We start from the raw sequence: 22,433 nt of genomic DNA on the forward strand, positions 1-22,433 counted from the left end.
AAATTTTTGAGTGGAAAATAAAACTGATGCAAAAAAAATATTACAATAAAGAGTTATTAAATAAATTATTGGTTGTTAATAAACCAATGTTTATAAGCTCAAACTCATATTTAAATAAAATTAAAAGAAAATATAAAAATAAAAAAGCAGGTTTTAGTGGAACATTAGATCCCTTTGCTTGTGGTTGTCTAATAGTAGCTTTTGGGCAATATACAAAACTTTTTAAATATCTTAAAAAAACACCTAAAAAATATAAAGCTGTATTATGGTTGGGAGTTAGTTCATACTCTGAGGATATTGAAAATATAATTGATATTAAAGATGAAAAAGTTTTAGATATAAATGATATACAAAACGAAATAGAAAAATTAAAAGGAGATATTGAGTATCTTCCTCCAAAATATTGTGCTAAAAAAATAAATGGTAAAAGAGCATATGAATTAGCAAGAGCTGGACTTGAAGTAGAGTTAGAAAAACAAGTTATGAAAATTAGCGATATAAAACTAATTTCATATAATCATCCTTTTATTACATTTGAAGCAACAGTTAGTGAGGGCTCATATATTAGAAGTTTAGCTCAAATACTTGCTAAAAACCTAGGTGTTATTGGTACTTTGTCTTATTTACAAAGATTAAATGAGGGAGAGTTTTATTTTCAAAATGAAAAGGATTTAAATCCTTTAGATTATTTAGATTTAGAAGTTAATAGCTATACAGGAAGTAAAGAGTTATTAAATGATGGAAAAAAAATACCAATTGAAAACTTAGAAAAAAAAGAAGATGGAAAATATATCATTTTATTTGAAGAGTTTTTTAGTATAATCGAAATTTCAAATGACAAAGTTTCATATGTATTAAATAAGGTAATTAGATAGATGCAAGTTAGTATAAAATCATATGCAAAAGTAAATATATTTTTAAAAATAGCAAAAAAAAGAGATAATTATCATGAAATAGTATCAAGATTTGTAAGAGTGAAAAATCTTTATGATACTATTAGTTTTATTCCAAATAATGAAACAAATGAGTTTAATTTGATTGGTGATTTTGGATGTAAACTTGAGGATAACACTATATATAAAGCATTTTTACAATTGAGAAAATATTGTCCAAAAATTGATGCATTTTTTAGAGTATATAGTATAAAAGTAGAAAAAAATATCCCAGAGTTTGCAGGACTTGGTGGAGGCAGTTCAAATGTAGCTGCTTTTTTAATATTGGCAAATAAACATTTTAACTTATATTATAAAAAAGAGAAATTAGCAAAAATTGGTGCAAAAATCGGTGCAGATGTTCCTTTTTTTGTATATGAGTATGATAGTGCAAATGTAACAGGAGTTGGTGAAATAGTTCAAGAGTTTAAAGAAGAGCCTTTAAATATTGAGCTTATTACTCCAAAAGATATCAAATGTCATACTGGCAATGTTTTTAACTGCTTTAGAAATGAGTTTTATAAAGAGATTTCAAAAGAGAAAAGTGATGAACTTTTGTCAATGAAAAGTAGTGAGATTTTAAATAAACTCTCAATTGAAGAAGCAAATGATTTATATTTGCCAGCAGTAAAACTATATCCAAAGCTAAAAGAGTATGCAATGCAAGATTGGTTTTTTAGTGGAAGTGGAAGTTCATTTTTTAAGGTAATATAATGGCAAAAGAAAAAAGTAAAAATTTAGAATTTAAAAATAAAAAAGCATTTCATGATTATTTTATCTTAGATAAATATGAAGCTGGAGTTGTACTTGAGGGAAGTGAAGTAAAGGCTTTGCGAGAGGGAAGAGCAAACTTAAAAGATAGCTTTGTACGAATTATAAAAGGTGAAGTTTTTATTTTAAATATGCATATTTCACATTTAAGTACAACACATAGTACTTATAGACCTGATGAAAGAAGAAGTAGAAAACTTTTACTACATAAAAAAGAGATTGAAAAGATGTTTACTAAAGTAACTAAAGATGGAGTGACACTTGTGCCACTTAAAATGTACTTTAATTCAAAGAATGTAGTAAAAATTTTAATTGCCACAGCACAGGGTAAAAAGCTTCATGATAAAAGAGAAGATTTAAAAAGAAAAACAATGCAAAGAGAAACACAACAAGCATTGAAAAACTTTAAATAGTTACAAATTATCATTTTTTTTATAAATTAAAGAAACCTTAAAAAAAAACATCAGTTATTAAGCTTAACTTTATTCAGTTTTAGCTAAGATTTTTTTTAAGTGACAAACCTGTGACTTGATATATAAAAAATTAGTAGGAGGAGATTGATGCAAAACGGTGCAAGAATTGAGTATGATTACTCAGTTGCAAAAGCCTTTACATTTGCAACAATTTTGTTTGGTATCATTGGTATGGTAGTTGGTGTTGTTTTAGCATTTCAATTAGCATTTCCAGAGCTAAATCATTTAGCTGGGGAATATGGTACATTCAGTAGATTAAGACCATTACATACTAATGGTGTTGCATTTGGTTTTACACTTAGTGGTATCTTTGCTACATGGTATTATGTAGCTCAAAGAGTTTTAAAGGTGTCTTTAAAAGAATCACCATTTTTAATGACAGTAGCAAAGCTACACTTTGTGTTATATTTCATCACTATTCTTTTAGCAGTTGTAACTTTATTTATGGGTTATACAACATCAAAAGAGTATGCTGAATTAGAGTGGCCATTAGATATTTTAGTGGTTGTTTGGTGGGTATTATGGGGAGTTTCTATTTTCGGATTGATTGGAATTAGAAGAGAAAGAACTCTATATATCTCAATTTGGTATTATATTGCTGCATTTATTGCAATTGCAATGTTATACTTATTTAATAATATGGAAGTACCTACATACTTCGCTTCTGGTGGTTATGGTTCATGGCTACACTCTGTTTCTATGTATTCAGGTTCAAATGATGCGATTGTACAATGGTGGTATGGACACAATGCGGTTGCATTTGTATTTACTGTTCCAATTATTGCTATGATTTATTACTTTTTACCAAAAGAGTCTGGACAAAATGTTTATTCATATAAATTATCTATTCTAGCATTCTGGGGTCTATTATTTGTTTATTTATGGGCTGGTGGACACCACCTTATTTATTCAACTGTTCCTGATTGGATGCAAACAATGGGTTCTGTTATGTCAGTTGTTCTAATTTTACCATCATGGGGATCTGCTATTAATATGCTTTTAACTATGAAAGGTGAGTGGAAACAGTTACAAACAAACACACTGATTAAATTTATGATTTTAGCATCAACATTTTATATGTTATCAACTATTGAAGGACCAATTCAATCAATCAAATCTGTTAATGCAATTGCGCACTTTACAGACTGGATTCCTGGACACGTTCACGATGGTGTATTAGGATGGGTTGTATTTATGATTATGGCAGCATTATTTCATATGGCACCAAGAATGTATGGAAGAGAGATTTATTCTAAATCATTAATGGATACTCAATTCTGGTTACAAACAACTGGTATTGTATTATATTTTACTTCTATGTGGATTGCAGGTATTACTCAAGGTATGATGTGGAGAGCTTATGATGAGTACGGTTCATTAGTTTACTCATTTATTGATACAGTAACTGTATTACAACCATACTATACAATTAGAGCTGTTGGTGGGTTATTATACCTAATTGGTTTCTTTATGTTCTCATATAACATGTATAAAACTGCAACTGCAGGTAGAATACTTGATAAAGAACCATTAAATGCTTCACCAGTTGCAGCTTAGGAAAAGGGGTAAATAATGTTTCATTGGTTAGAACAAAGACCGTTTTTCTTTGCGGTATTCGTATTTATTTTTGTTGCATTTGCAGGTATTATTGAAGCAATTCCTGATTTTGCAAAACAAAGTAGACCTACAGTTGGTACAAAGCCATACACAGTGTTGGAGTTAGCAGGAAGACATGTATATATTAAAGATTCATGTAATGCTTGCCACTCACAATTAATTAGACCATTTAAATCTGAAACTGATAGATATGGTATGTACTCTTTATCTGGAGAATATGCTTATGATAGACCATTTTTATGGGGATCAAAAAGAACAGGTCCAGACTTAATGAGAGTTGGAAACTACAGAACAACAGATTGGCATGAAAACCACATGTTAGATCCAAAATCAGTAGTTCCAGGTTCAATTATGCCAGCATATACTCATCACTTTGAGAATATAGCTGATTTAGATACAGCTTATGCAGAAGCATTAACTGTTAAAAATGTATTCAATACTCCATATGACCAAGATTTAGATGGTGATGGAAAAATTGATGTTAAACTTGGTGATTATGAAAGTGCAATTGCTACTGCTAGAAAACAAGCAGAAGAGATTGCTGCTGATATGAAAAACCAAAAAGTAAAAGATGCCGTAGCAAACGGTCAAGTTCCTGAGATTGTTGCATTAATTGCATATTTAAATTCTTTAAAATAAGAGGGCATTATGGATTATGAGACTTTGCTGAATCTTCAAGGTTATTTGAAGTTTTTTTTAATACTTATTGTGTTTATTATTTTTTACTCATATGCTTTCTCTATTTATAAAAGAGATAAAAAGGGTGAGAAAAATTTTGAAAAATACTCAAATCTTGTTCACGATGATTCTATAAAGTCTGACCCTCTTGAGCAAAGAGAAAAAGAAAAAGAGATAAACGAGAAGGAGAGTATCAAATGAAATCTATGGTAATAGGTGGAATTATTCTTATCATCGCTCTAATGGCAGGAACTTACTTTATTGCAGGTGATGCTTTTAATAGTGATGATTATATTAATAGTTTAACTATGCTTGGTGCAGTAGCAATTATTTCAATTACAGTATTTGTAGCGCTTAAGTATATCAATCAAATAAAAAATGATACTGCTAGTGGTGAATTAGCAGAAGAAAAGTGGGACGGTATTGGTGAATACAAAAACCCTATTCCAACTGGATGGGGACTTGCATTTATTGGTACATTAGTTTGGCTATTTTGGTATTGGTCAATTGGTTATCCAACAAATGGATTCTCTCAAATTGGTCAATGGAATGAAGAGACAATTGAGTATAATAAAAAGTTTGCTTCAAAATGGGAAAACCCAAGTGAACAGACTTTAACAGCAATGGGTGAATCAATCTACTTAGTTCAATGTGCACCTTGTCATGGTATTGATGCTGAGGGGATTGAGGGTAAAGCTCAAAACTTAACTCATAGAATGTCAAAAGAGTCTGTTGAGTACGTAATTAGAAATGGTGCAAATAACCTAAAAACTGATTATCCAGGTGGAATGCCTCCTATGATGTTAACTGAAGAAGCTGATATTCAAGCGGTATCTTCTTATGTTGCAGGTGGATTTAAAGGTGAACAACCAGCAGCTTATGGAGTTTGTGCTGGATGTCATGGAGCTGATGGAAAAGGTATAGCCTACGTTGGTCCAAGTATTGTTGAATATACAGATGCTTTAGTAACATCAGTACTTAACAATGGTAAAAAAGGTGCTATTGGTATGATGCCAAGCTTTAAAGGTAGATTAAACCCTACACAAGAAAAAGCATTAGCAACTTATATTAGAAGTTTAGGAGAGTAGTATGGCTGGAAATACTCAGATGAATGAAAATGAAAGAGGACTTTTTTCTCTTCTTCATGGAATTACAGGTATGTTAATTGCAACTGTGTTATTACTTACTATATTAGGTGTATTAACATATGGTGCAATTAAAGTACAACAAAACGAAGCAACTAACTTCTATAAGATTAATCAAGATCTAAATGCGCTTAAAGCAAATAGTAAAGATAATCACGAACAGTATGAATTAGTTGGAAAATAAGGGGAAAGCTATGGACAAAATTATTGGAATTTTATTATTGGCTTCAGCAGTTTACTCTGTGTATTTATCTTTCTTTGATTCTGCTAGAGTGTTTGTTGGATAAATGAAAGCTTTAAAACTTACAAGAATGGCAGTGCTTTTTGCACTGTCACTTCTATTAACATCTAATCTTTATGCTTCACAATTTATACTTAGTAATGATGGATTAATTGATAAAAGAGCAGTTGAAAAGATTGAACAAATAGGGCAAGAGTCTAAGCAAAAACTTGGTGTAAATATTTATGTTTATGTAAAAAGAGGTTTAGGACTTGAAGATGATATATCTACAAAAGATAAAATTGAGTTTATTAAAAATCAAGAAAAAGAGTTAATTCCTGTTTTACAAAAACCATATGTTTTATTAACAATGGCAGTTGATGATACTCATGTAAATTTAATTGTATCTTCACAATTAAAAGAAACTGTAGATAAAAATGAAATCTTAAATGAATATGTAGTACCATTATTAGCTTCAAAAGATAAAAATACTGTTTTTGCAAAAGTTAGTGCAGCAGTGCTAAATGGTTATGCAGCAATTGCAGATACAATTGCACAGTCAAAAAATATCAAGCTTGAAAGTAGTATTGGAAGTTCAGGAAAAGTAGCTGGAACTATATGGAGAGTGTTTATGTATACTCTTGTAGTAGTAGGTCTACTTTTATATATATTTGCAGTACTAAAAAGAAGAAAGTAGGAATTTTAATGAAAAGAAATTATTGGCCACTGTTTTTTATTGGTATATTCTCATTTGCATTTTCACTTATTGTATGGACTATTTATTCAGCAGTTCAAGTTCCTGTACATGAAGATGATACTTTTTTTAAAAAGTATCAAGATGTTGATATGCATTACAATGATATTATAAGATCAAATGATATATTTTTATCAAAATATGATTTTAAAATAACTATAAACAATCAAAAATTTGATTTAGATACAAAAGATATATTTTTATCTCAAAGAGTTATTGAAAAAAGTAAAGTCCATAAAGATATATTGCATGTAGGTAAAAACAGCATAAAAATTGATATTTATAATAAAGCAGGAAATGTTGAATCTTCATTTGATATAAATTTAAGAGTTACAGAATCTACGAATAATAATACTATTATTGATTTAAATAAGGAGTCTTTCTCTTTTTTAAACAACTCTTATAATGCAAGTGTTGATGTACCAAAACCTGGGAAATGGAATATTATTGCAACTTTTGAAAAAGATGGTAATAAAGGTTATTTCTTTTTAAAGACAAATGCAAACTAAACAACAACTAATTGTATTTCCAACTTCAAGGGCAATAAGAGAGTTTATTTTAAATAATAAACAAGATAACTCCTTATTGCCTTTTTTTCTAACAGCAGATGAGTTTTTTAAAAAATCATTTTACTTTAATAATCGAAAACTAATAGATGAAGAACAAAAATTTCTATTTTTAAAAGAATCAATAAAATTTGATGAGTTTAAGAAGCTTGGAATATCATCTAATTTTACTCAGTTTTTAAAGCAAAGTGATTATATATTTAGATTTTTTACAGAAATTACAAGTGAAAAAGTAAGTATTGAAGATATAAAAGATGTTGATACTTATGAGTTTTATAAAGAACACTTACAAATCTTGGAAAAAGTTAAAGAAAACTACGAAAAAATCTTAGATGACAATGACTTTATAGATAGGGTAAATGAGCATAAATATAGTCAAATAAATCTAGAGTTTTTAAATAAATTCTCTTGGATTGAATTTAATTTTGAAGGGTATTTTACAAAATTAGAGTTTGATAAGATACTGGAAATTTCAAAAAATAAAAACTTGATAATAAATTTATATACAAATGAATATAATCAAAAATCCTATGAAATTTTCAAAACAATAAATTTAGATTTAAAACAAGACTTTTTTTATAAACTTGATATTACAAATAAAAAGATTTTAGAAGAGTCAAAACTAGAAACAAAACTTGATAGTTTTAAAATTAAAGGTTTTGCTTCAAGGGTTTCTCAGATTGCCTTTATAAAAACAGCAATAGTTGAAGCTATAAATAAAGGTATTGAACCTTCAAATATTGCTTTAATACTACCAGATGAAAGTTTTGCAAATAAATTAAGACTTTTTGATGATGAAAAGTATTTTAACTATGCCATGGGACTTGATGTAAAAAACAGTATAACTTATAAATGTCTTTACTCTTTAAATAGTTATTTAATAGAAAAAGATATGAAAAATTTAGACTCTTTAGAGTTTTTTAATATAAATAAAGAGCTAATTGAGTTTTTAAATAGTAATTATAATAATAAAATATCAAAAGAAAAATTTGAATATCTTTGTGATTTTTTGATTTCTAATGAAATAAATAAAGAATTAAAAGAGAAATTAAATGAACTTTTCTATAAACTTAATAATCTGTTTTTTACATATAAAAGTGAGATTTTGTATAAAGAGTTGTTAAGAATACTTTTGCAAAAAGTAAACTCTATTAGTTTGGATGATGTAAACTCTGGAAAAATCACAGTTATGGGACTTCTTGAAAGTAGAACTGTATGTTTTGATACAGTAATAATATGTGATTTTAATGAGCAGTTTATTCCAAAGGCTTCTTTAAAAGATAAGTTTTTATCTACAAAAGTAAAAGAGTTTGCAAAATTGCCAACACTAAAAGATAGAGAAAGTTTGCAAAAGTATTATTATAAAAGAGTTATTCAAAACTGTAAAAACTTATATGTTAGTTATGTATCAAATGATACTTCAACAATAAGTAGGTTTGCTAGTGAGTTGTTTGATTTAAAAAAAGAACAATCTTTAGAAGATAATTCATATAAACATATTTTATATAATAAAAATAGTCTAAAGCATTTTGATAAAAAGATTATTTTAGATATAGATTTATCAAAACTTTCTTGGTCTGCAACTTCATTAAAAGTATATTTGCAGTGTAAAAGAAAGTTTTATTTGCAGTATATATTAAAACTAAAAGAGCATGAGATAAGCTTAAAGCCAAAAGGCTTTGAACTAGGCGATATAGTGCATAAAATACTTTATGAGTATTATGAGTTGGGTTTTGATACTTTAGAGCGTTTACAAGCTTTATTTACAAAGTATGCAAATAAAAATCCTTTTTTATCACTTGAACTTGAAGTTTATAAAAAGAAAATAGAAAATTTCTATGAGTATGAAAAAAACAGAATAGATAAAATACAAATTTTACAAAAAGAGATGCCTTTTAATTTGATATATCAAGATATAAAAATAAAAGGTGTGATTGATAGAGTTGACAAAAAAGATGAAGGTTATTTAGTAATTGATTATAAAACATCATCATCTTTAAAAGTTGATACTATAAAAAATTATGAGAAAAGTTGTGATTTTCAGTTGGAGTTTTATTATTTGGCATTGCAAAATATATATAAAACAACTAATATCCAAAGCTTTTATTATGATTTAAATAATGCAAAACTATTAAAAGAAGTAGCATTGAATGAGAAATTAGATTTATTAAGAGAGATTTTTCAAACACTTAAAACAACAAGTGTAGATTTTGAAAAGTGTGAAGATAAATCAGTTTGTAATTTTTGTATTTATAAAACAATGTGCAATAGATAAGATTTATTATTGTAGGCACGAATAAATTCGAGCTTCCAGTTGGAAATGCGAATTCATTCGCATCAAGGATTGCTTTGAAGGCACGAATAAATTCGAGCTTCCAGTTGGAAATGCGAATTCATTCGCATCGAAATTGCTTTTGGGCACGAATAAATTCGAGCTTCCAGTTTGGAAATGCGAATTCATTCGCATCAAGGATTGCTTCGAGGGCACGAATAGATTCTGGTTTCTTGTGATTTTGGCTTTGTGATTATAAAAAAGGATATTTAAATTGAATAAAAATAAGTTATTTGGTAGTATGCTAATTATAGCTGGTACTACTATTGGTGCTGGGATGTTGGCTTTGCCTATTGCTAGTGCTGGTTTGGGTTTTATGGTTTCAACTGCTGTTATGGTAGTCATTTGGGCTTTTATGGCTTATACTGCTCTTTTGATGATTGAGGTTCATCAGTTTGCTTCAAAAGATGCTACTTTACATACTTTAGCCTATAAACTTTTAGGTAGAAAAGGTCAAGCTGTTGCAAGTTTTTCTATGATGTTTTTATTTTATGCTTTGTGTGCTGCTTATATTGCTGGTGGTGGAGAGCAAGTTTATGAGAAACTAAAAGTAATTTCAGATGATTTTCCAATTCAAAGTGGAGCTATAATATTTACATTGATTATTGCTAGTGTTGTTACTATTAGTACTAGAAGTGTAGATTTATTAAATAGATTTTTCTTTATCATAAAGTTTGTGGTTTTAGCTTTTATGTTGGCTTTTTTATTTCCTTTTACTTCTGTTGAAAAGCTAGTACATATGCCAACAAGCAATGCTTTGATTTTTGCCAGTTTACCTGTGGTATTTACTTCTTTTGGTTTTCATGGCTCAATTCCCTCAATTGTAAAGTATATTGGAAAAGATATAAAAGCTTTAAGATTTATTATGATTACAGGTTCTGCTTTACCTTTAGTTGTATATATTTTATGGCAGTTGGTTTCTCATGGGACTGTTTCTTCATCTGTATTACTTGAAAATGAGTCTTTAAGTTCTTTTATAAAAGCTCTTAGTTTAGTTGTAAATAACTCAAGTATATCTGCACTTGTTTCTGCTTTTGCAAACCTAGCTTTAGCTACTTCATTTTTAGGGGTTAGTTTAGGACTTTTTGATTTTATTCAAGATGTATTATCAAGCAAAGAAAAAAGAGCTTCAAGAGTTTTTGCTTCAATTGTGACATTTCTTCCACCACTAGGCTTTGCACTATTTTATCCACAAGGATTTATCAAAGCTTTAGGTTTTGCTGCTTTTGCATTGGTTATTTTAGCACTATTTTTACCAGCTGCTATGGTATATAAACAAAGACAATCTACAAATGAGGGTTATCAAGTAGCTGGAGGAAACCTTGGTTTAGTTTTGGTTTTTCTTTTTGGTATATCAATTATTTGTGTTCAAATCTTACAAATATTCAAACTATTATAAGCATAAAAAAAGGAAAGCTTTTAAGCTTTCCTTTTTAAGAAGTTACATTTAAACTTTCAAGTTAGAAAGAGTATTGTACTTGTAATCTTCCTCTTGTAGAATCAATATCTTTATCATTTGCATCTTCTTTATCTGCTTCATATTGACCAAATCTTACATAAGTTGATAAGTTTTTACTCATGTTATATGTAACTTGAGTATAAATCTCTTCTTGATCTTGTGCAGCAGATTTAGAATCTGTATCTAAGTTAGTATATTTTAAAGCTACATTTAGTTTTGGCATAACTTGTGCATCAACTGATGCAAATACGATTGAAGCATCAGCAATTCCTGATAATGCAATATTCCAGTGTTCATCATAACCAGTTGCAGAACTTGCATCTAATCCAACAGTACCACCTTCTTCATCAGTTTCACCATATCCTAAGTGAGCTCCAAAGATTCCCATGTTTGCTCTCATACCAAGTTTCCATAGTTTATTGTCATCTGATGAGTTATCTAAATCAAGTGAAGAGTATCTAGCATATGGAGCTAATTTTACATCACCCACATTATATTTTGCATCTAAACCAATAGTATATGCATCAAAAGTGTCTTGTAAATCAACATATGAAGCATCAACATTTACACCAGCAAAATTAGCCATTGCTCCAATAAATACTATATTTTTGTCTCCATTTATAGTTAAATTATTGCCTTTATTATCTTTTGCTTCATTACTATCTTGAAGGTTAGTTTGGTTGAAGTATGCACCAGCTAATGTAACAGGACCTACATTTGTAACTGCTAGGATACCAGTACCAGTTTGCTCATTGTCCATTGAGTCTCTATGAACAGTATATGGAGTTGCTAAACCTTGTTTACCAAGTGTGATTGAAGTATTTGCAATACCTGTATAAGTGAAGTTTACTTCTGATAAAGTAACATCCATTTGTTTATCACCCTCAGTATGAGTAGATAATGAATAAGGTTTGTTACCAGCTTCTCCGATAATAAATCTAGTATTTGCAGTAACATCATCATTTACTTGTGATTTTACATTTACAGCAATTTTATAGTTATTAGATGTTGAGCTATCACTTTGCCCGCCTGTATTTTCTTCATAGTCATTGTATCTGTATGCAACTGTACCTGATACATCTACATTTTTAATTGCTTGCTCTAAATCTTGCGCATTTGCACATGAAAAAGAAGCTAGTGCAACTGATGTTGCAAGACTTAATTTTACTAATCTTTTCATTTTGTTTCCTTTTGTGTTTTTGAAATAAGCTATATTATATAAAAATTAGATTTAAGTTTCATTAAAATAGTGGGGTATTTCTAAGAAAGTTACAAATAACTTTAAATATTACTATTTAGAGTTATTTGTTGAAGTTGCTATTAGCACATCTTCTATTATTTTTGTGATATCTCCATCTAAGATGGCAGATACATTTGAGTAACCTATGTTACTTCTTGTGTCTTTTACTTGTTGGTATGGTTGTAGTACATATGAGCGTATTTGATGTCCCCAACCAATCTCACTTTTTTCACCCTCATTTGCTTGGGCTTTTTGATGTTCAAGTTCAAACTCATAAAGTCTAGATTTTAGCATCTTCATTGCACTTGCTTTGTTTTTGTGTTGGCTTCTATCATTTTGGCATTGAACTACGATATTTGTAGGAATATGTGTAATTCTTATGGCACTTTCTGTTTTATTTACATGCTGTCCACCAGCTCCACTTGCTCTGTATGTATCAATTCTAATATCTTTATCTTCTATTTCAATATCAATATCATCATCAATCTCAGGACTTACCATAACAGATGCAAAAGAGGTGTGTCTTTTGGCATTTGAATCAAAAGGTGAAATTCTTACAAGTCTATGGATTCCATTTTCTGTTTTTAAATATCCATAGGCATTTATACCTTTTATGATAAAAGATACATCTTTTAATCCAGCCTCTTCGCCATCTTGATAATCTAAAACTTCAACTTTATAATCATATCTTTCAGCCCATCTTAAATACATCCTATAAAGCATGCTTGCCCAATCTTGTGATTCTGTTCCACCAGCTCCTGGGTGTATTGAAACAATAGCATTTAAAGAGTCATTTTCATCACTTAACATAACTTCTATTTCTGTTTTTCTTACTATTTGTTCAATCTCTCTTGCTTCTTCATAAAGCATATTTAAAGTCTCTTCATCTTTATCTTCTAAAGCTAAAGTATAAATATCATTTGTATCTTCAAGTGCGCTGTTTGCTTTATCAAACTTTGATAGTTTTCCTAAAATTCTATTTTTTTCTATACCTACTTTTGTAGCAAGTTTTACGTCATTCCAAAACTCTGGATTCTCTTCTTGCTTTTGTATTTGCTCTAATCTTTGCTTTAGTTCATCTGGTTGTAAAATACTTTTTATATTTTCTATTTTTTTATTTAGAAGCTTTAAAAGCTCACTATATTCATAAGCATCCATTACTTAGCTTTTTCTTCTTCTTTTTTTTGATTTATACTTTTTAAGTAAATATATACATTTTTTATATCTTTATCATTCATCAATAATGCATATGGTTTCATAACAAAAGCCATTCCTCTATCATATGTACCTAAGTTATAATCTCTTATTGATATACTAAAATCTTGTAAATTCAAATCTTTAATAGGTCTTGAAACATTTCTAGCTTTAAGTTCACCTTTTTCTCCATGACATGAAACACATTTGTTTTTATATAAAGCCTCACCTGATTTGCTTTTTCTTACATAAATTTGCTCTTTTTTAAGTGCAATCTCTTCTTTTTTTCTTTGCTCTAATCTTTGAAGTATTTTTGTTTCAAGTGCTGCTTGGTCAACACTGCTTAAACCTTTTGCTTCTTTTTTGAAGATATATATGTAGTTGTTTCCATCTTTTGATGAAGTGATTTTTATATCATCTGTATTCCAACCTTCATTTTTCATATCTTGTGCAGATTTGATACCCTTGCATTCTCCTCCATTTAAACTAACTTTTTCAATAGTAGTCATATCTTTATGGTTTTCTTTAAAACACATAGTTGTTTGAGCTGTTGCAATTGTAGCTGTTAATATAGAAGCAAGTGCTATGCTTGGTAGAAATTTCATTTATATCCCTTTTTTTAAATTGTCAATATTATAGCAAAGTTAAGATAAATAATAATTTTAATAATGAAGATGTGAAATTATTCCTAGGGAAAAGTTTTGATTTTTGGGCACGAATGAATTCGCGCTTCCGAAGAGTTTGGCACGAATGAATTCGCGCTTCCGATTTTGGAGATGCGAATTTATTCGCATTTTGAAGTTTTTGTTTTTTTATAGGGAGTGGATTTTTTGGCACGAATGAATTCGAGCTTCCGAAGAGTTTGGCACGAATGAATTCGCGCTTCCTTGGTGTTGGGTATGAATGAATTTGTTTTTGATTTAATGCAAAAAGCCTAGATGCGAACACCTAGGCTTTTTTGAGTTTAGTAGTTTAAACTTTCTTATTAGAAAGAGTATTGTACTTGTAATCTTCCAACAGTACCGTCGTTATCTTTAGCACCGTCATTTTCAAGTTCAACTTCACCAAATCTAATGTATCCACCGAAGTTTTTAGACATTTTATATGATGCTTGTAAGAAATACTCTTTGTCTGTTAAATCTTCACCTCTTACACCATTGATTTTATCTTTATCTAAAACATTGTAGTTAAGAGCTAAGTTTAATGATGGTAAAACTTGTGCATCAATTGATGTTTTTAAGAATGTAGCATCAGCAACACCATTAAGTTTTAAATTCCAACCTTGTAAAGCAGCTTTAGAATCGTTATCTACAGCAGCTAAACCACCTTCAGAATCAGTCCAACCATAAGTTACATTAGCACCAAAAATTCCCATTTTTGCACCTAAATCAACTTTTGTTAATGAGTTGTCTTCTTTTGCTAATTCTTTTCCAGCAAGTTTATCATCAATATCTAATTCAGTATGTCTAATACCCATAGATAATTTAACTGAATCTAAGTCAAACTTAGCAGCTGCACCTAAAGTATAAGAATCAAAAGAGTCTTGCATATCTAAATACCAAGCATCTAATGCAACTGGACCAATATTACCCATTGCACCAACAGTAATTATATTTTTATCTCCATCTAGTACATGATTATTACCGTCAACTAACTTTGTAGTTACACCAAGAGCTTTACTTCCATCGATTTTAACATCACTTGAAGTATTTAAGTTAGTTTGGTTGAAATAAGCACCAGCTAAAGTAACAGGTCCTACATTTGTAAGAGCTAAGATACCAGTACCAGTTTGCTCATTAGAATCTGCGTCAATAGCTACAGTCCATGGAGTTGTTAAACCTTGTTTACCAAAGTTAATTGTAGTATTAGCAATACCTGTGTATGAGAAGTAAACATTTGATAAAGATACGTCTGCTTGCGCATCACCTTTTGTTGAATCTGCATGATCTAATGAAACAAAACCAGCATCATCTTGCGAACCTACGATAAATCTAGTAACAGCAGTTACATCATCATTTACTTTTGATTTTAAAGTTAAACCAATTTTATATTTATTGTTATCTACATCACCAGTATGGTCATAATTTTGGTCATCATATCTATATACAACTGTACCAGATACGTCTACGTTTTTGATTGCTTCTTCTAATGCTTTAGCTGAAGAAGTAGTAGTAAGACCAGCAACCGCTACAGCAGCTACTAAACTCATTTTTGCGAATTTTTTCATTTGTTCTCCTAAAATTTCGAAATTTAATAATCAGTTTACCGGAGCGCGCGAACTATTCTAAAAGATTAGAAACCTTTCCCGATACACCGTTATGCAAATTGTACATAAGTAAATTTTAAAGTTTTCTTAAAACAAGTTTTTTAAGTAGATTTGGACACAAATTTAAGCTATTTTTTACTTTGAAACCATAACTTTGCAATTGGGCATTATGTGGGGCTTGCAAATAGTTAGTTTCACTTTTGTCACGCTGTATTTGTCACAAATGTGTCTTTTTAGGTGCTTTAAAGCCTCTTCTATTAGTTTAAATCTCTTCTTTTTCATAATATTTTCTATATCTTGTGCTATATGTGCATAGTTTATAAAATGATTTTTTTTATATTTGTATTTTATTTTGCAATTTATAATTACCCTTTGTTCTTTTTTTCTTTCAAAGGGTAAAATACCAATAATACAATCAAAAGTCAAATCTTCAATTTTTATAGTCATTAGATTACTTTTTGCTCTTCTTTTTTTATCAATCTTATAATATTTGGTATATGTTTATAATAGATTATAAAAGCTATAATATAAACAGGTGCATTGCTTCCTACTTCTAAACCATTGTTAAATAAAATAGCACCAATTACAACTGCTGTTAATCCAAAAAGTGATGAAAGTGAAGATACTTTTATAACTTTTGCGCATATTATCCAAACAATAGCACCTATTAGTGTTGGTATTGGAATAAGTATTAAAAAAACACCAAGTCCAGTAGCAACTCCTTTACCACCTTCTAATCCTAAATAAACTGAATAGCAGTGACCAAGTACAGCTAAAACTGCAATTGCCCATAATGTTTCAGTAGGAGCATTTAAAAACATAGCTAAAGCTATAATTACTAAACCTTTTATAGCATCTAAAATAACAGTTGCAATTCCAAGCTTTTTTGCTAAAGATGGATTTGTTTGTTTTACAACTCTTAAAACATTTGTAGCACCTATTGAGTTACTACCTTGTGATTTGATATCTACATTTGCAAAGGTTTTTGCTAAAATAAGACCAAAGGGAATAGAACCAACTAAATAAGCAAGTAAATAGAATATGATGTTTGAATTTGTAAAAAAATCCATATATTACCTTTATAAATAATTTCTTGTTTTTTGATTAAATGGATTATAACAAAAATTTTGTTATATTCACATTATCTATTTATAATTGAAAAATTAAACAATTAATAAACCATAAAGGTTAAACTTTGAATATTAAAGAAGAGATATTAAAATTAAAAAAGAGTTTAGATGTTACTGTTGTTGCACACTTTTATCAAAGAGATGAAGTTTTTGAATTAGCAGATATTACAGGAGATTCTTTAGAACTAGCAAAAAAATCCATGGAAGCTACTACAAAATTTATTCTGTTTTGTGGAGTTGGATTTATGGGTGAGGGTGTAAAGATTTTAAGTCCAAACAAAAGAGTTTTGATGCCAAAAATTGCCTGTTGTGCAATGGCTAGAATGATTGATGTTGATTATTTTGATGATAATATTGCAAAATTAAATGAAGCTGGTATTAAAAGTGAAGATATTTTACCAATTACATACATAAATTCAAGTGCCGCTGTAAAAGCTAGAGTTGGTCAAATGGGTGGACTTGTTTGTACTTCTTCAAATGCTTATAAGATTATACAAAAGGGTTTAGAATCTGGTAAAAAGATACTTTTTGTGCCAGATAGATGCTTGGGACAAAACTTTGCAAAGCAGATGAATTTAAAATCTGCAATTGTTGGTGATGGAAGCGATTTAAATGAAGCTGATATTATTTGCTACAATGGTTTTTGTTCTGTTCATCAGCAGTTTACAGTAGAAGATGTAGAGTTTTATAAAGAGAAATATGATGATATCTTGATTGCTGTTCACCCTGAGTGTGATCCAAGTGTTTGTGATGTTGCTGATTTTGTTGGTTCTACTTCACAGCTAATTAAGTACATAAAAGAGTTACCAATTGAGCAAAAAGTAGCAGTTGGAACTGAGTTTAATATGGTGAATAGATTAAGAGATAAAAATACTTATATCTTAAGTTCAACAAAACCTGAATGCCCTACGATGAATGAAACTACTTTAGAAGATTTATATAATACTTTAAAAACTATGGAAGTTGAACAAGATGAACCATATGAGTCTGAAATATTAGTAAGCCAAGAAGATGCAAAATGGGCAAAAATAGCACTTCAAAGGATGTTTGAAATATGATTAATATAAAAAAGTTTGTAAAAAATGCTATCATTGAAGATAATGGTAGAGGGGATTTGTTTTTTGATGTGGCTCCAAAAGGAAGATTTAAAGCACAAGTAATTTGTAAAGATGATGGAGTTTTAGCAGGTGTTAAATATGCTCGCATCTTAGCAAGAACTGAAAAGTTTGATTGCAAGTTTTTAAAACTTGATGGAGATAGATTAAAAAAAGGTGATGTGATTGCAAAGCTTGAGGGAAAAGCTTCTATTCTTTTATCAAGTGAAAGAACTTTTTTAAACTTATTGCAACATGCAAGTGGAATTGCTACTCAAGCTAGTAAATATGCACAAGCTATTGAGGGCTATGATGTTGCTTTACTTGATACTAGAAAAACAAGACCACAATTAAGAGATTTTGAAAAGTATGCAAGTAGAGTTGGTGGAGCTATAAATCACAGATTAGGGCTTGATGATTGTTTGATGTTAAAAGATACACACTTAAAAACAATCGATAATTTAAGTGAGTTTATAAAAAAAGCAAGAAAAAGAATATCTTGGGTTACTAAAATAGAAATAGAGTGTGAAACATTTGAGCAAGTAAAACATGCTATGGAAGCTGGTGCTGATATTATTATGTGTGATAATATGAAACCCACTCAAATAGAAGATGTTGTGAAATATAGAGATGAAAATTTTACTCATGTTTTACTAGAAGCTAGTGGAAATATCAATCTTGATACTATTGAAAGCTATGCTAAAACAGGTGTAGATGCAGTAAGTAGTGGAAGTATTATTCATCAAGCAACTTGGCTTGATTTTTCCATGAAGTTTGATTAGTGATTAACTTTTTGTTAGTAATTGCTTGCTAAAATATTTAAGGAGCAAAAAAAGTAGATGAAAAAAGATTTTATATTAGATAATAAATTGGATTTTTCAAATTATAAAGAGGCTTTGGATTTAATAGAAAAAAGTAGATATATACTTATAGTAACACATGTAAATCCAGATGCAGATACAATCTCTTCAGCTCTTGCTCTTTCAAATTTATTTTATGAAAATAAAATAAAACATAAAGTGTTTAATGTAAGTAGTGATTTGCCACAAAATCTAAACTTTATAAATAGGTTTGAAAAAATTACTGATCAGTTGCCAAAATTTTATGATTTGGTAATTAGTGTTGATTGTGGATTGAAAAAAAGATTAGGTTTTGAAGTACCTAAAGATATACCTTTGATAAATATTGACCATCACCAATCAAATGATGATTTTGGGGTGATTAATATAGTTGATTCAACTAAAAGTTCAACAGCAGAGATAATATATGACTTTTTTAAATTTAATGGCTTATATATTACAAAGCACTCTGCAACTGCACTTTATACAGGTATTTATGATGATAGTCTTAGGTTTAGTATAGGTAGATGTGATGAAATCACTTTTGAAAAAGCAAATTTTTTAGTAAAATGTGGAGCAAATCCATCTTTTATTGCAAATAAACTAATAAGAAGAGACTCTTTAGCAAAATATAGAGTAATACCTAAAGTTTTAAATAGTTTGGAACTTTTTGATGAGGGTAGAGTTGCTTTTATAAAAGCTGAGCCTTTGTGGCTTAAACAAACAGGGGCACATATAAGAGATTGTGAAGATGCTCTTGATATGATAATGAGTATAGCAATTGTGCAAATTGCAGTTTTTTTAAGAGTAGTAAATAATGAAATTCGTGTATCAGCAAGATCAAAAGGTAATATAGATATATCAAAAGTTATTTCTAAGTTTGGTGGTGGCGGACATGCTAATGCTGCTGGATGTTCTTTGGATGGAACAGATTTAACAAAAGCAAAAAATATGGTTTTAAAGGAAATTCTTGAGACAGAGTAAAAATAATTCAATAAATATAATAGTTGTAGCAGTTTTATTAATTGTAATTGGTGTTGGGGGATTTATATATTTATCACCACAGTTTGAACAAGACAAACCCCTAATAAAATTTGATGAAAAAAGAGAGTTTTGGAATTTAAAAGACTCATTAAAAGTAAATATAAGTGATGAAAGCGGAATTAAATATTACAAAGTAATATATAAAGATGATAGTAATGAAACAGTTTTAGAAAAAGAAGTATTAAAAGAAGCAAAAAATAGTATTGATTTAGAGATTAAAGCTCCAAAACTAGATATGTTTTTTAAAGGTGAAAATGTATCTATTATAATTGAAGCAATTGATAAAAGTAAATGGAACTTTTTTGAGGGCAATAAAATTGAAAAAGAGTTTAAAATAAAAATAGATAAAAAATCACCAGTTGCAAATGTAATATCAAACTCTTTTGCCATAAGAAAAGGTGGAAGTGCTGTTGTTGTAGTTGAGGTTAAAGATGAAAATTTAAAAGATGCGTATATATCTTTTAATGATGAGAAAAGATTTGAATTAATTCCTTTTTATAAAGAGAACTTTTATATCGCACTTATTGCTTGGCCTGTTACTATAGAAGATTTCCAAAGGGTTAATTTAGTAGCTATTGATAAAGCACAAAATAAATCACTTACTAAAGTGCCATTGTATATAAGAAAATTAAGAGTAAAACATGATAATATTAAAATATCAGATAATTTTGTAAAAAATATTAGTGCTAATGTACTTGAAAAAAGTGGACTTGATGTGCCAAATGATATCAAAGAGATTTTTGTAAAAGAGAATAAAGTACTAAGAAAATTAAATTCAGATGTTGTTGAAGAGATTACAAAAAAATTTATGGATAAAGAGTTATTAAGTGATTTTTCAATTAAACCTTTTAAAAGATTAAGTGGTTCAAAAACAGTTGCAGGATTTGCAGATAGAAGACACTACTTTTATAATGGTGAAAAAATAGATGAAGCTTGGCATTTGGGTATGGATTGGGCTAGTGTTAAACATGCTCCAATTAAAACGACAAATGATGGAAAAGTTATATTTAATGACTACTTAGGAATATATGGAAATACTATTATTATTGACCATAAATTAGGACTTCAAACTCTTTATGCTCATACAAGTAAATCAAATGTTACTGTTGGACAAAGAGTAAGTGCAAATAGTATTATTGCAAATACTGGAAGTACAGGAGCAGTATTTGGTGATCATCTTCACTTTGGTGTTTTAGTTCAAGGAATAGAAGTAAATCCACTTGAATGGATGGATAGAAACTGGATAAGAACAAGAATTACAGATGTACTAAACGAAGCTAAAAAGGTAATCAATAGCAAATGAGACAAAGAACAATAGCAAAAAGTGTAGAGATACTAGGAGTAGGGCTTCATAAAGGAGTTCCTGTAAAAATGAGATTAGAACCTTTAGATGAAAATATGGGAATAATCTTTTATAGAAGTGATGAGGGAGTTTCTATTCCTTTATCTATTGAAAATGTAGTTGATACAAAAATGGCAACTGTAATAGGAAAAGATGGAATTATTGTTTCTACTATTGAACATCTTTTATCTGCACTTTATGCTTATGGTATTGATAATATTAGAGTTGTTTTAGACAATGATGAGGTTCCTGTGCTTGATGGTAGTTCATCTGGATATTGTATGCTAATTGATGAAGCAGGAATAAAAGAGTTAAACGCTTCAAAAAAAGTAATAAAAGTAAAAAAAGATGTTCAAGTTACAACTAGTGAGGGTAAAAGAGTTGCTTTAAAACCCTCAAGTCATATAATTTATGATTTTTCTATTGATTTTGATCATCCAGCTATTGGCGAACAAAAGTTTCATTTTGATTACTCAATTGATGAGTATAAAGAAAGCATTAGTAAAGCTAGAACTTTTGGTTTTTTACATGAAGTTCAATACTTAAGAAGTATTGGCTTAGCTCTTGGTGGAAGTATGGAAAATGCTATAGTTTTAGATAATACTAAAGTTTTAAATCCTGAGGGCTTAAGATATGATGATGAGTTTGTAAGACATAAAATACTTGATGCAGTAGGTGATATGGCACTACTTGGATATACTTTAGTTGGTGAGTATGATGCACATGCTGGAAGTCACTATTTAAATCATTTACTTACAAAAAAACTTCTTGAAAGTGAAGAAAATTATGAGATTATTGATTTAGAAGAAGCAGATGAAGAGTCAAAAGTATTTGAGATTGCATACGCAAGAGCTTAAGGAGTGTTGTTGATAGATATTTTTATAATAAGTATTTCAAATCCTTTATTAATAGGTATTTATAAAGAGAATAATTTACTTGAAGAGATAAAAATTGAGGGTAAAACTTCAGATGTTTTACCTGTGATTATTAGTGAAGTATTAAAAAAATATGAAAATATATCAGGATTATATTTTGTTAATTCTCCTGGTTCTTATATGGCTATAAAAGTTGCTTATATATTTTTAAAAACTTTAAGTATTGCTAAAGATATACCTTTGTATGCTAGTAATGGATTTAATTTTAACAACAATTCACCAATAAAAGCTTTGGGTAAAAAGTACTTTATAAAAGAAAATGATACCATTAAAGTAGATTTTTTAGATAATGATACTAAAATACACGACTTTAAATTACCAAATAGTTTAAATAAAGAACTATTTAGTAAAAATACATTACCAATATACAATTTACCAGCTGTATAAAAACAAAGGAAGAGA

The 22,433-nt window shown here is 29.1% G+C and carries 24 protein-coding genes; 18 read left to right on the forward strand and 6 right to left on the reverse strand.

Translation table 11 applies throughout. The features are described 5' to 3' along the window. Positions 1-26 precede the first annotated feature (26 nt). The 12 genes from truB (at position 27) to ACAN_RS01880 (ending at position 10,887) form a co-directional block, all read left to right on the forward strand. Positions 27-875: a tRNA pseudouridine(55) synthase TruB gene (gene truB, locus ACAN_RS01825; protein ID WP_099335259.1), complete on the forward strand. Its 849-nt coding sequence runs from the start codon at positions 27-29 to the stop codon at positions 873-875. Beyond that, entirely contained in the window at positions 876-1,646 is a 771-nt protein-coding gene (locus tag ACAN_RS01830; protein WP_099335258.1) for a 4-(cytidine 5'-diphospho)-2-C-methyl-D-erythritol kinase, read from the forward strand. Next, the gene (smpB, locus tag ACAN_RS01835; protein WP_079580048.1) at positions 1,646-2,116 is read left to right on the forward strand and encodes an SsrA-binding protein SmpB; all 471 of its coding nucleotides are present in this window, start codon (positions 1,646-1,648) and stop codon (positions 2,114-2,116) included. The genes ACAN_RS01830 and smpB overlap by 1 nt, the downstream gene beginning before the upstream one ends. Positions 2,117-2,263: 147 nt before the next feature. Further along, the gene (ccoN, locus tag ACAN_RS01840; RefSeq protein ID WP_099335257.1) at positions 2,264-3,733 is read left to right on the forward strand and encodes a cytochrome-c oxidase, cbb3-type subunit I; all 1,470 of its coding nucleotides are present in this window, start codon (positions 2,264-2,266) and stop codon (positions 3,731-3,733) included. 15 nt (positions 3,734-3,748) lie between these two features. Continuing rightward, positions 3,749-4,432, forward strand: a complete 684-nt coding sequence (gene ccoO / locus ACAN_RS01845) for a cytochrome-c oxidase, cbb3-type subunit II (protein ID WP_099335256.1) — start codon at positions 3,749-3,751, stop codon at positions 4,430-4,432. A gap of 9 nt (positions 4,433-4,441) precedes the next feature. Beyond that, positions 4,442-4,672 carry a CcoQ/FixQ family Cbb3-type cytochrome c oxidase assembly chaperone gene (locus tag ACAN_RS01850; RefSeq protein ID WP_079580045.1) on the forward strand — a complete coding sequence of 77 codons (231 nt, stop codon included), beginning with the start codon at positions 4,442-4,444 and terminating at the stop codon, positions 4,670-4,672. Further along, positions 4,669-5,559, forward strand: a complete 891-nt coding sequence (locus ACAN_RS01855; protein WP_079580044.1) for a c-type cytochrome — start codon at positions 4,669-4,671, stop codon at positions 5,557-5,559. Before ACAN_RS01850 ends, ACAN_RS01855 begins: the two co-directional genes overlap by 4 nt. 1 nt (position 5,560) lies before the next feature. Then, the gene (locus ACAN_RS01860; protein WP_079580043.1) at positions 5,561-5,800 is read left to right on the forward strand and encodes a DUF4006 family protein; all 240 of its coding nucleotides are present in this window, start codon (positions 5,561-5,563) and stop codon (positions 5,798-5,800) included. 103 nt (positions 5,801-5,903) lie between these two features. Then, positions 5,904-6,533 carry a hypothetical protein gene (locus ACAN_RS01865; protein WP_099335255.1) on the forward strand — a complete coding sequence of 210 codons (630 nt, stop codon included), beginning with the start codon at positions 5,904-5,906 and terminating at the stop codon, positions 6,531-6,533. A gap of 8 nt (positions 6,534-6,541) precedes the next feature. Continuing rightward, positions 6,542-7,099 carry a hypothetical protein gene (locus tag ACAN_RS01870; protein WP_099335254.1) on the forward strand — a complete coding sequence of 186 codons (558 nt, stop codon included), beginning with the start codon at positions 6,542-6,544 and terminating at the stop codon, positions 7,097-7,099. Further along, complete coding sequence (locus ACAN_RS01875) at positions 7,089-9,431, forward strand: PD-(D/E)XK nuclease family protein (protein ID WP_099335253.1); 2,343 nt, start codon at positions 7,089-7,091, stop codon at positions 9,429-9,431. The genes ACAN_RS01870 and ACAN_RS01875 overlap by 11 nt, the downstream gene beginning before the upstream one ends. Positions 9,432-9,702: 271 nt before the next feature. Then, the gene (locus tag ACAN_RS01880; RefSeq protein WP_099335252.1) at positions 9,703-10,887 is read left to right on the forward strand and encodes an aromatic amino acid transport family protein; all 1,185 of its coding nucleotides are present in this window, start codon (positions 9,703-9,705) and stop codon (positions 10,885-10,887) included. 61 nt (positions 10,888-10,948) lie between these two features. Here ACAN_RS01880 and ACAN_RS01885 read toward each other — a convergent pair whose 3' ends face one another. The 6 genes from ACAN_RS01885 to plsY all read right to left on the reverse strand — a co-directional run bounded on the left by ACAN_RS01885 (position 10,949) and on the right by plsY (position 16,717). Beyond that, positions 10,949-12,127, reverse strand: a complete 1,179-nt coding sequence (locus ACAN_RS01885; protein ID WP_099335251.1) for a porin — start codon at positions 12,125-12,127, stop codon at positions 10,949-10,951. A gap of 111 nt (positions 12,128-12,238) precedes the next feature. Continuing rightward, complete coding sequence (gene prfB, locus ACAN_RS01890; protein WP_099335250.1) at positions 12,239-13,345, reverse strand: peptide chain release factor 2; 1,107 nt, start codon at positions 13,343-13,345, stop codon at positions 12,239-12,241. Beyond that, complete coding sequence (locus ACAN_RS01895; protein WP_099335249.1) at positions 13,345-13,986, reverse strand: c-type cytochrome; 642 nt, start codon at positions 13,984-13,986, stop codon at positions 13,345-13,347. The genes prfB and ACAN_RS01895 overlap by 1 nt, the downstream gene beginning before the upstream one ends. A 380-nt stretch (positions 13,987-14,366) precedes the next feature. Then, positions 14,367-15,608, reverse strand: a complete 1,242-nt coding sequence (locus ACAN_RS01900) for a major outer membrane protein (RefSeq protein ID WP_099335248.1) — start codon at positions 15,606-15,608, stop codon at positions 14,367-14,369. A gap of 174 nt (positions 15,609-15,782) precedes the next feature. Then, positions 15,783-16,094, reverse strand: a complete 312-nt coding sequence (locus ACAN_RS01905; RefSeq protein WP_099335247.1) for a dihydroneopterin aldolase — start codon at positions 16,092-16,094, stop codon at positions 15,783-15,785. Beyond that, complete coding sequence (gene plsY / locus ACAN_RS01910; RefSeq protein ID WP_099335246.1) at positions 16,094-16,717, reverse strand: glycerol-3-phosphate 1-O-acyltransferase PlsY; 624 nt, start codon at positions 16,715-16,717, stop codon at positions 16,094-16,096. The genes ACAN_RS01905 and plsY overlap by 1 nt, the downstream gene beginning before the upstream one ends. Before the next feature lie 125 nt (positions 16,718-16,842). Between plsY and nadA the strand changes: the two genes are divergently transcribed. The 6 genes from nadA to ACAN_RS01940 are packed head-to-tail and all read left to right on the forward strand — an operon-like array spanning position 16,843 to position 22,418. Then, positions 16,843-17,835, forward strand: a complete 993-nt coding sequence (nadA, locus tag ACAN_RS01915) for a quinolinate synthase NadA (protein WP_099335245.1) — start codon at positions 16,843-16,845, stop codon at positions 17,833-17,835. Then, complete coding sequence (gene nadC / locus ACAN_RS01920; protein WP_099335244.1) at positions 17,832-18,653, forward strand: carboxylating nicotinate-nucleotide diphosphorylase; 822 nt, start codon at positions 17,832-17,834, stop codon at positions 18,651-18,653. The genes nadA and nadC overlap by 4 nt, the downstream gene beginning before the upstream one ends. Before the next feature lie 57 nt (positions 18,654-18,710). After that, the gene (locus ACAN_RS01925; RefSeq protein ID WP_099335243.1) at positions 18,711-19,694 is read left to right on the forward strand and encodes a DHH family phosphoesterase; all 984 of its coding nucleotides are present in this window, start codon (positions 18,711-18,713) and stop codon (positions 19,692-19,694) included. Beyond that, positions 19,681-21,057: a M23 family metallopeptidase gene (locus ACAN_RS01930; RefSeq protein WP_099335242.1), complete on the forward strand. Its 1,377-nt coding sequence runs from the start codon at positions 19,681-19,683 to the stop codon at positions 21,055-21,057. Before ACAN_RS01925 ends, ACAN_RS01930 begins: the two co-directional genes overlap by 14 nt. Next, positions 21,054-21,953 carry a UDP-3-O-acyl-N-acetylglucosamine deacetylase gene (gene lpxC / locus ACAN_RS01935; protein WP_099310720.1) on the forward strand — a complete coding sequence of 300 codons (900 nt, stop codon included), beginning with the start codon at positions 21,054-21,056 and terminating at the stop codon, positions 21,951-21,953. Before ACAN_RS01930 ends, lpxC begins: the two co-directional genes overlap by 4 nt. A 3-nt stretch (positions 21,954-21,956) precedes the next feature. Then, positions 21,957-22,418 (forward strand): hypothetical protein, encoded by a 462-nt coding sequence (locus tag ACAN_RS01940; RefSeq protein ID WP_228269678.1) that lies wholly within the window; start codon positions 21,957-21,959, stop codon positions 22,416-22,418. The last annotated feature ends 15 nt before the right edge of the window (positions 22,419-22,433 follow it).

Source organism: Malaciobacter canalis (genome assembly GCF_008000835.1).
Lineage (GTDB): Bacteria > Campylobacterota > Campylobacteria > Campylobacterales > Arcobacteraceae > Malaciobacter > Malaciobacter canalis.

What these genes read in the sequence shown, in the direction of transcription:
- ACAN_RS01900 (WP_099335248.1), bottom strand. Translation starts at nt 15,608, where the DNA reads ATGAAAAAATTCGCAAAAATGAGTTTAGTAGCTGCTGTAGCGGTTGCT.
- plsY (WP_099335246.1), bottom strand. Translation starts at nt 16,717, where the DNA reads ATGGATTTTTTTACAAATTCAAACATCATATTCTATTTACTTGCTTAT.
- ACAN_RS01850 (WP_079580045.1), top strand. Translation starts at nt 4,442, where the DNA reads ATGGATTATGAGACTTTGCTGAATCTTCAAGGTTATTTGAAGTTTTTT.
- ACAN_RS01885 (WP_099335251.1), bottom strand. Translation starts at nt 12,127, where the DNA reads ATGAAAAGATTAGTAAAATTAAGTCTTGCAACATCAGTTGCACTAGCT.
- ACAN_RS01830 (WP_099335258.1), top strand. Translation starts at nt 876, where the DNA reads ATGCAAGTTAGTATAAAATCATATGCAAAAGTAAATATATTTTTAAAA.
- ACAN_RS01865 (WP_099335255.1), top strand. Translation starts at nt 5,904, where the DNA reads ATGAAAGCTTTAAAACTTACAAGAATGGCAGTGCTTTTTGCACTGTCA.
- nadC (WP_099335244.1), top strand. Translation starts at nt 17,832, where the DNA reads ATGATTAATATAAAAAAGTTTGTAAAAAATGCTATCATTGAAGATAAT.
- ACAN_RS01875 (WP_099335253.1), top strand. Translation starts at nt 7,089, where the DNA reads ATGCAAACTAAACAACAACTAATTGTATTTCCAACTTCAAGGGCAATA.
- ACAN_RS01855 (WP_079580044.1), top strand. Translation starts at nt 4,669, where the DNA reads ATGAAATCTATGGTAATAGGTGGAATTATTCTTATCATCGCTCTAATG.
- ACAN_RS01895 (WP_099335249.1), bottom strand. Translation starts at nt 13,986, where the DNA reads ATGAAATTTCTACCAAGCATAGCACTTGCTTCTATATTAACAGCTACA.
- ACAN_RS01860 (WP_079580043.1), top strand. Translation starts at nt 5,561, where the DNA reads ATGGCTGGAAATACTCAGATGAATGAAAATGAAAGAGGACTTTTTTCT.
- prfB (WP_099335250.1), bottom strand. Translation starts at nt 13,345, where the DNA reads ATGGATGCTTATGAATATAGTGAGCTTTTAAAGCTTCTAAATAAAAAA.
- truB (WP_099335259.1), top strand. Translation starts at nt 27, where the DNA reads ATGCAAAAAAAATATTACAATAAAGAGTTATTAAATAAATTATTGGTT.
- ccoN (WP_099335257.1), top strand. Translation starts at nt 2,264, where the DNA reads ATGCAAAACGGTGCAAGAATTGAGTATGATTACTCAGTTGCAAAAGCC.
- ACAN_RS01905 (WP_099335247.1), bottom strand. Translation starts at nt 16,094, where the DNA reads ATGACTATAAAAATTGAAGATTTGACTTTTGATTGTATTATTGGTATT.
- smpB (WP_079580048.1), top strand. Translation starts at nt 1,646, where the DNA reads ATGGCAAAAGAAAAAAGTAAAAATTTAGAATTTAAAAATAAAAAAGCA.
- ACAN_RS01925 (WP_099335243.1), top strand. Translation starts at nt 18,711, where the DNA reads ATGAAAAAAGATTTTATATTAGATAATAAATTGGATTTTTCAAATTAT.
- ccoO (WP_099335256.1), top strand. Translation starts at nt 3,749, where the DNA reads ATGTTTCATTGGTTAGAACAAAGACCGTTTTTCTTTGCGGTATTCGTA.
- ACAN_RS01870 (WP_099335254.1), top strand. Translation starts at nt 6,542, where the DNA reads ATGAAAAGAAATTATTGGCCACTGTTTTTTATTGGTATATTCTCATTT.
- lpxC (WP_099310720.1), top strand. Translation starts at nt 21,054, where the DNA reads ATGAGACAAAGAACAATAGCAAAAAGTGTAGAGATACTAGGAGTAGGG.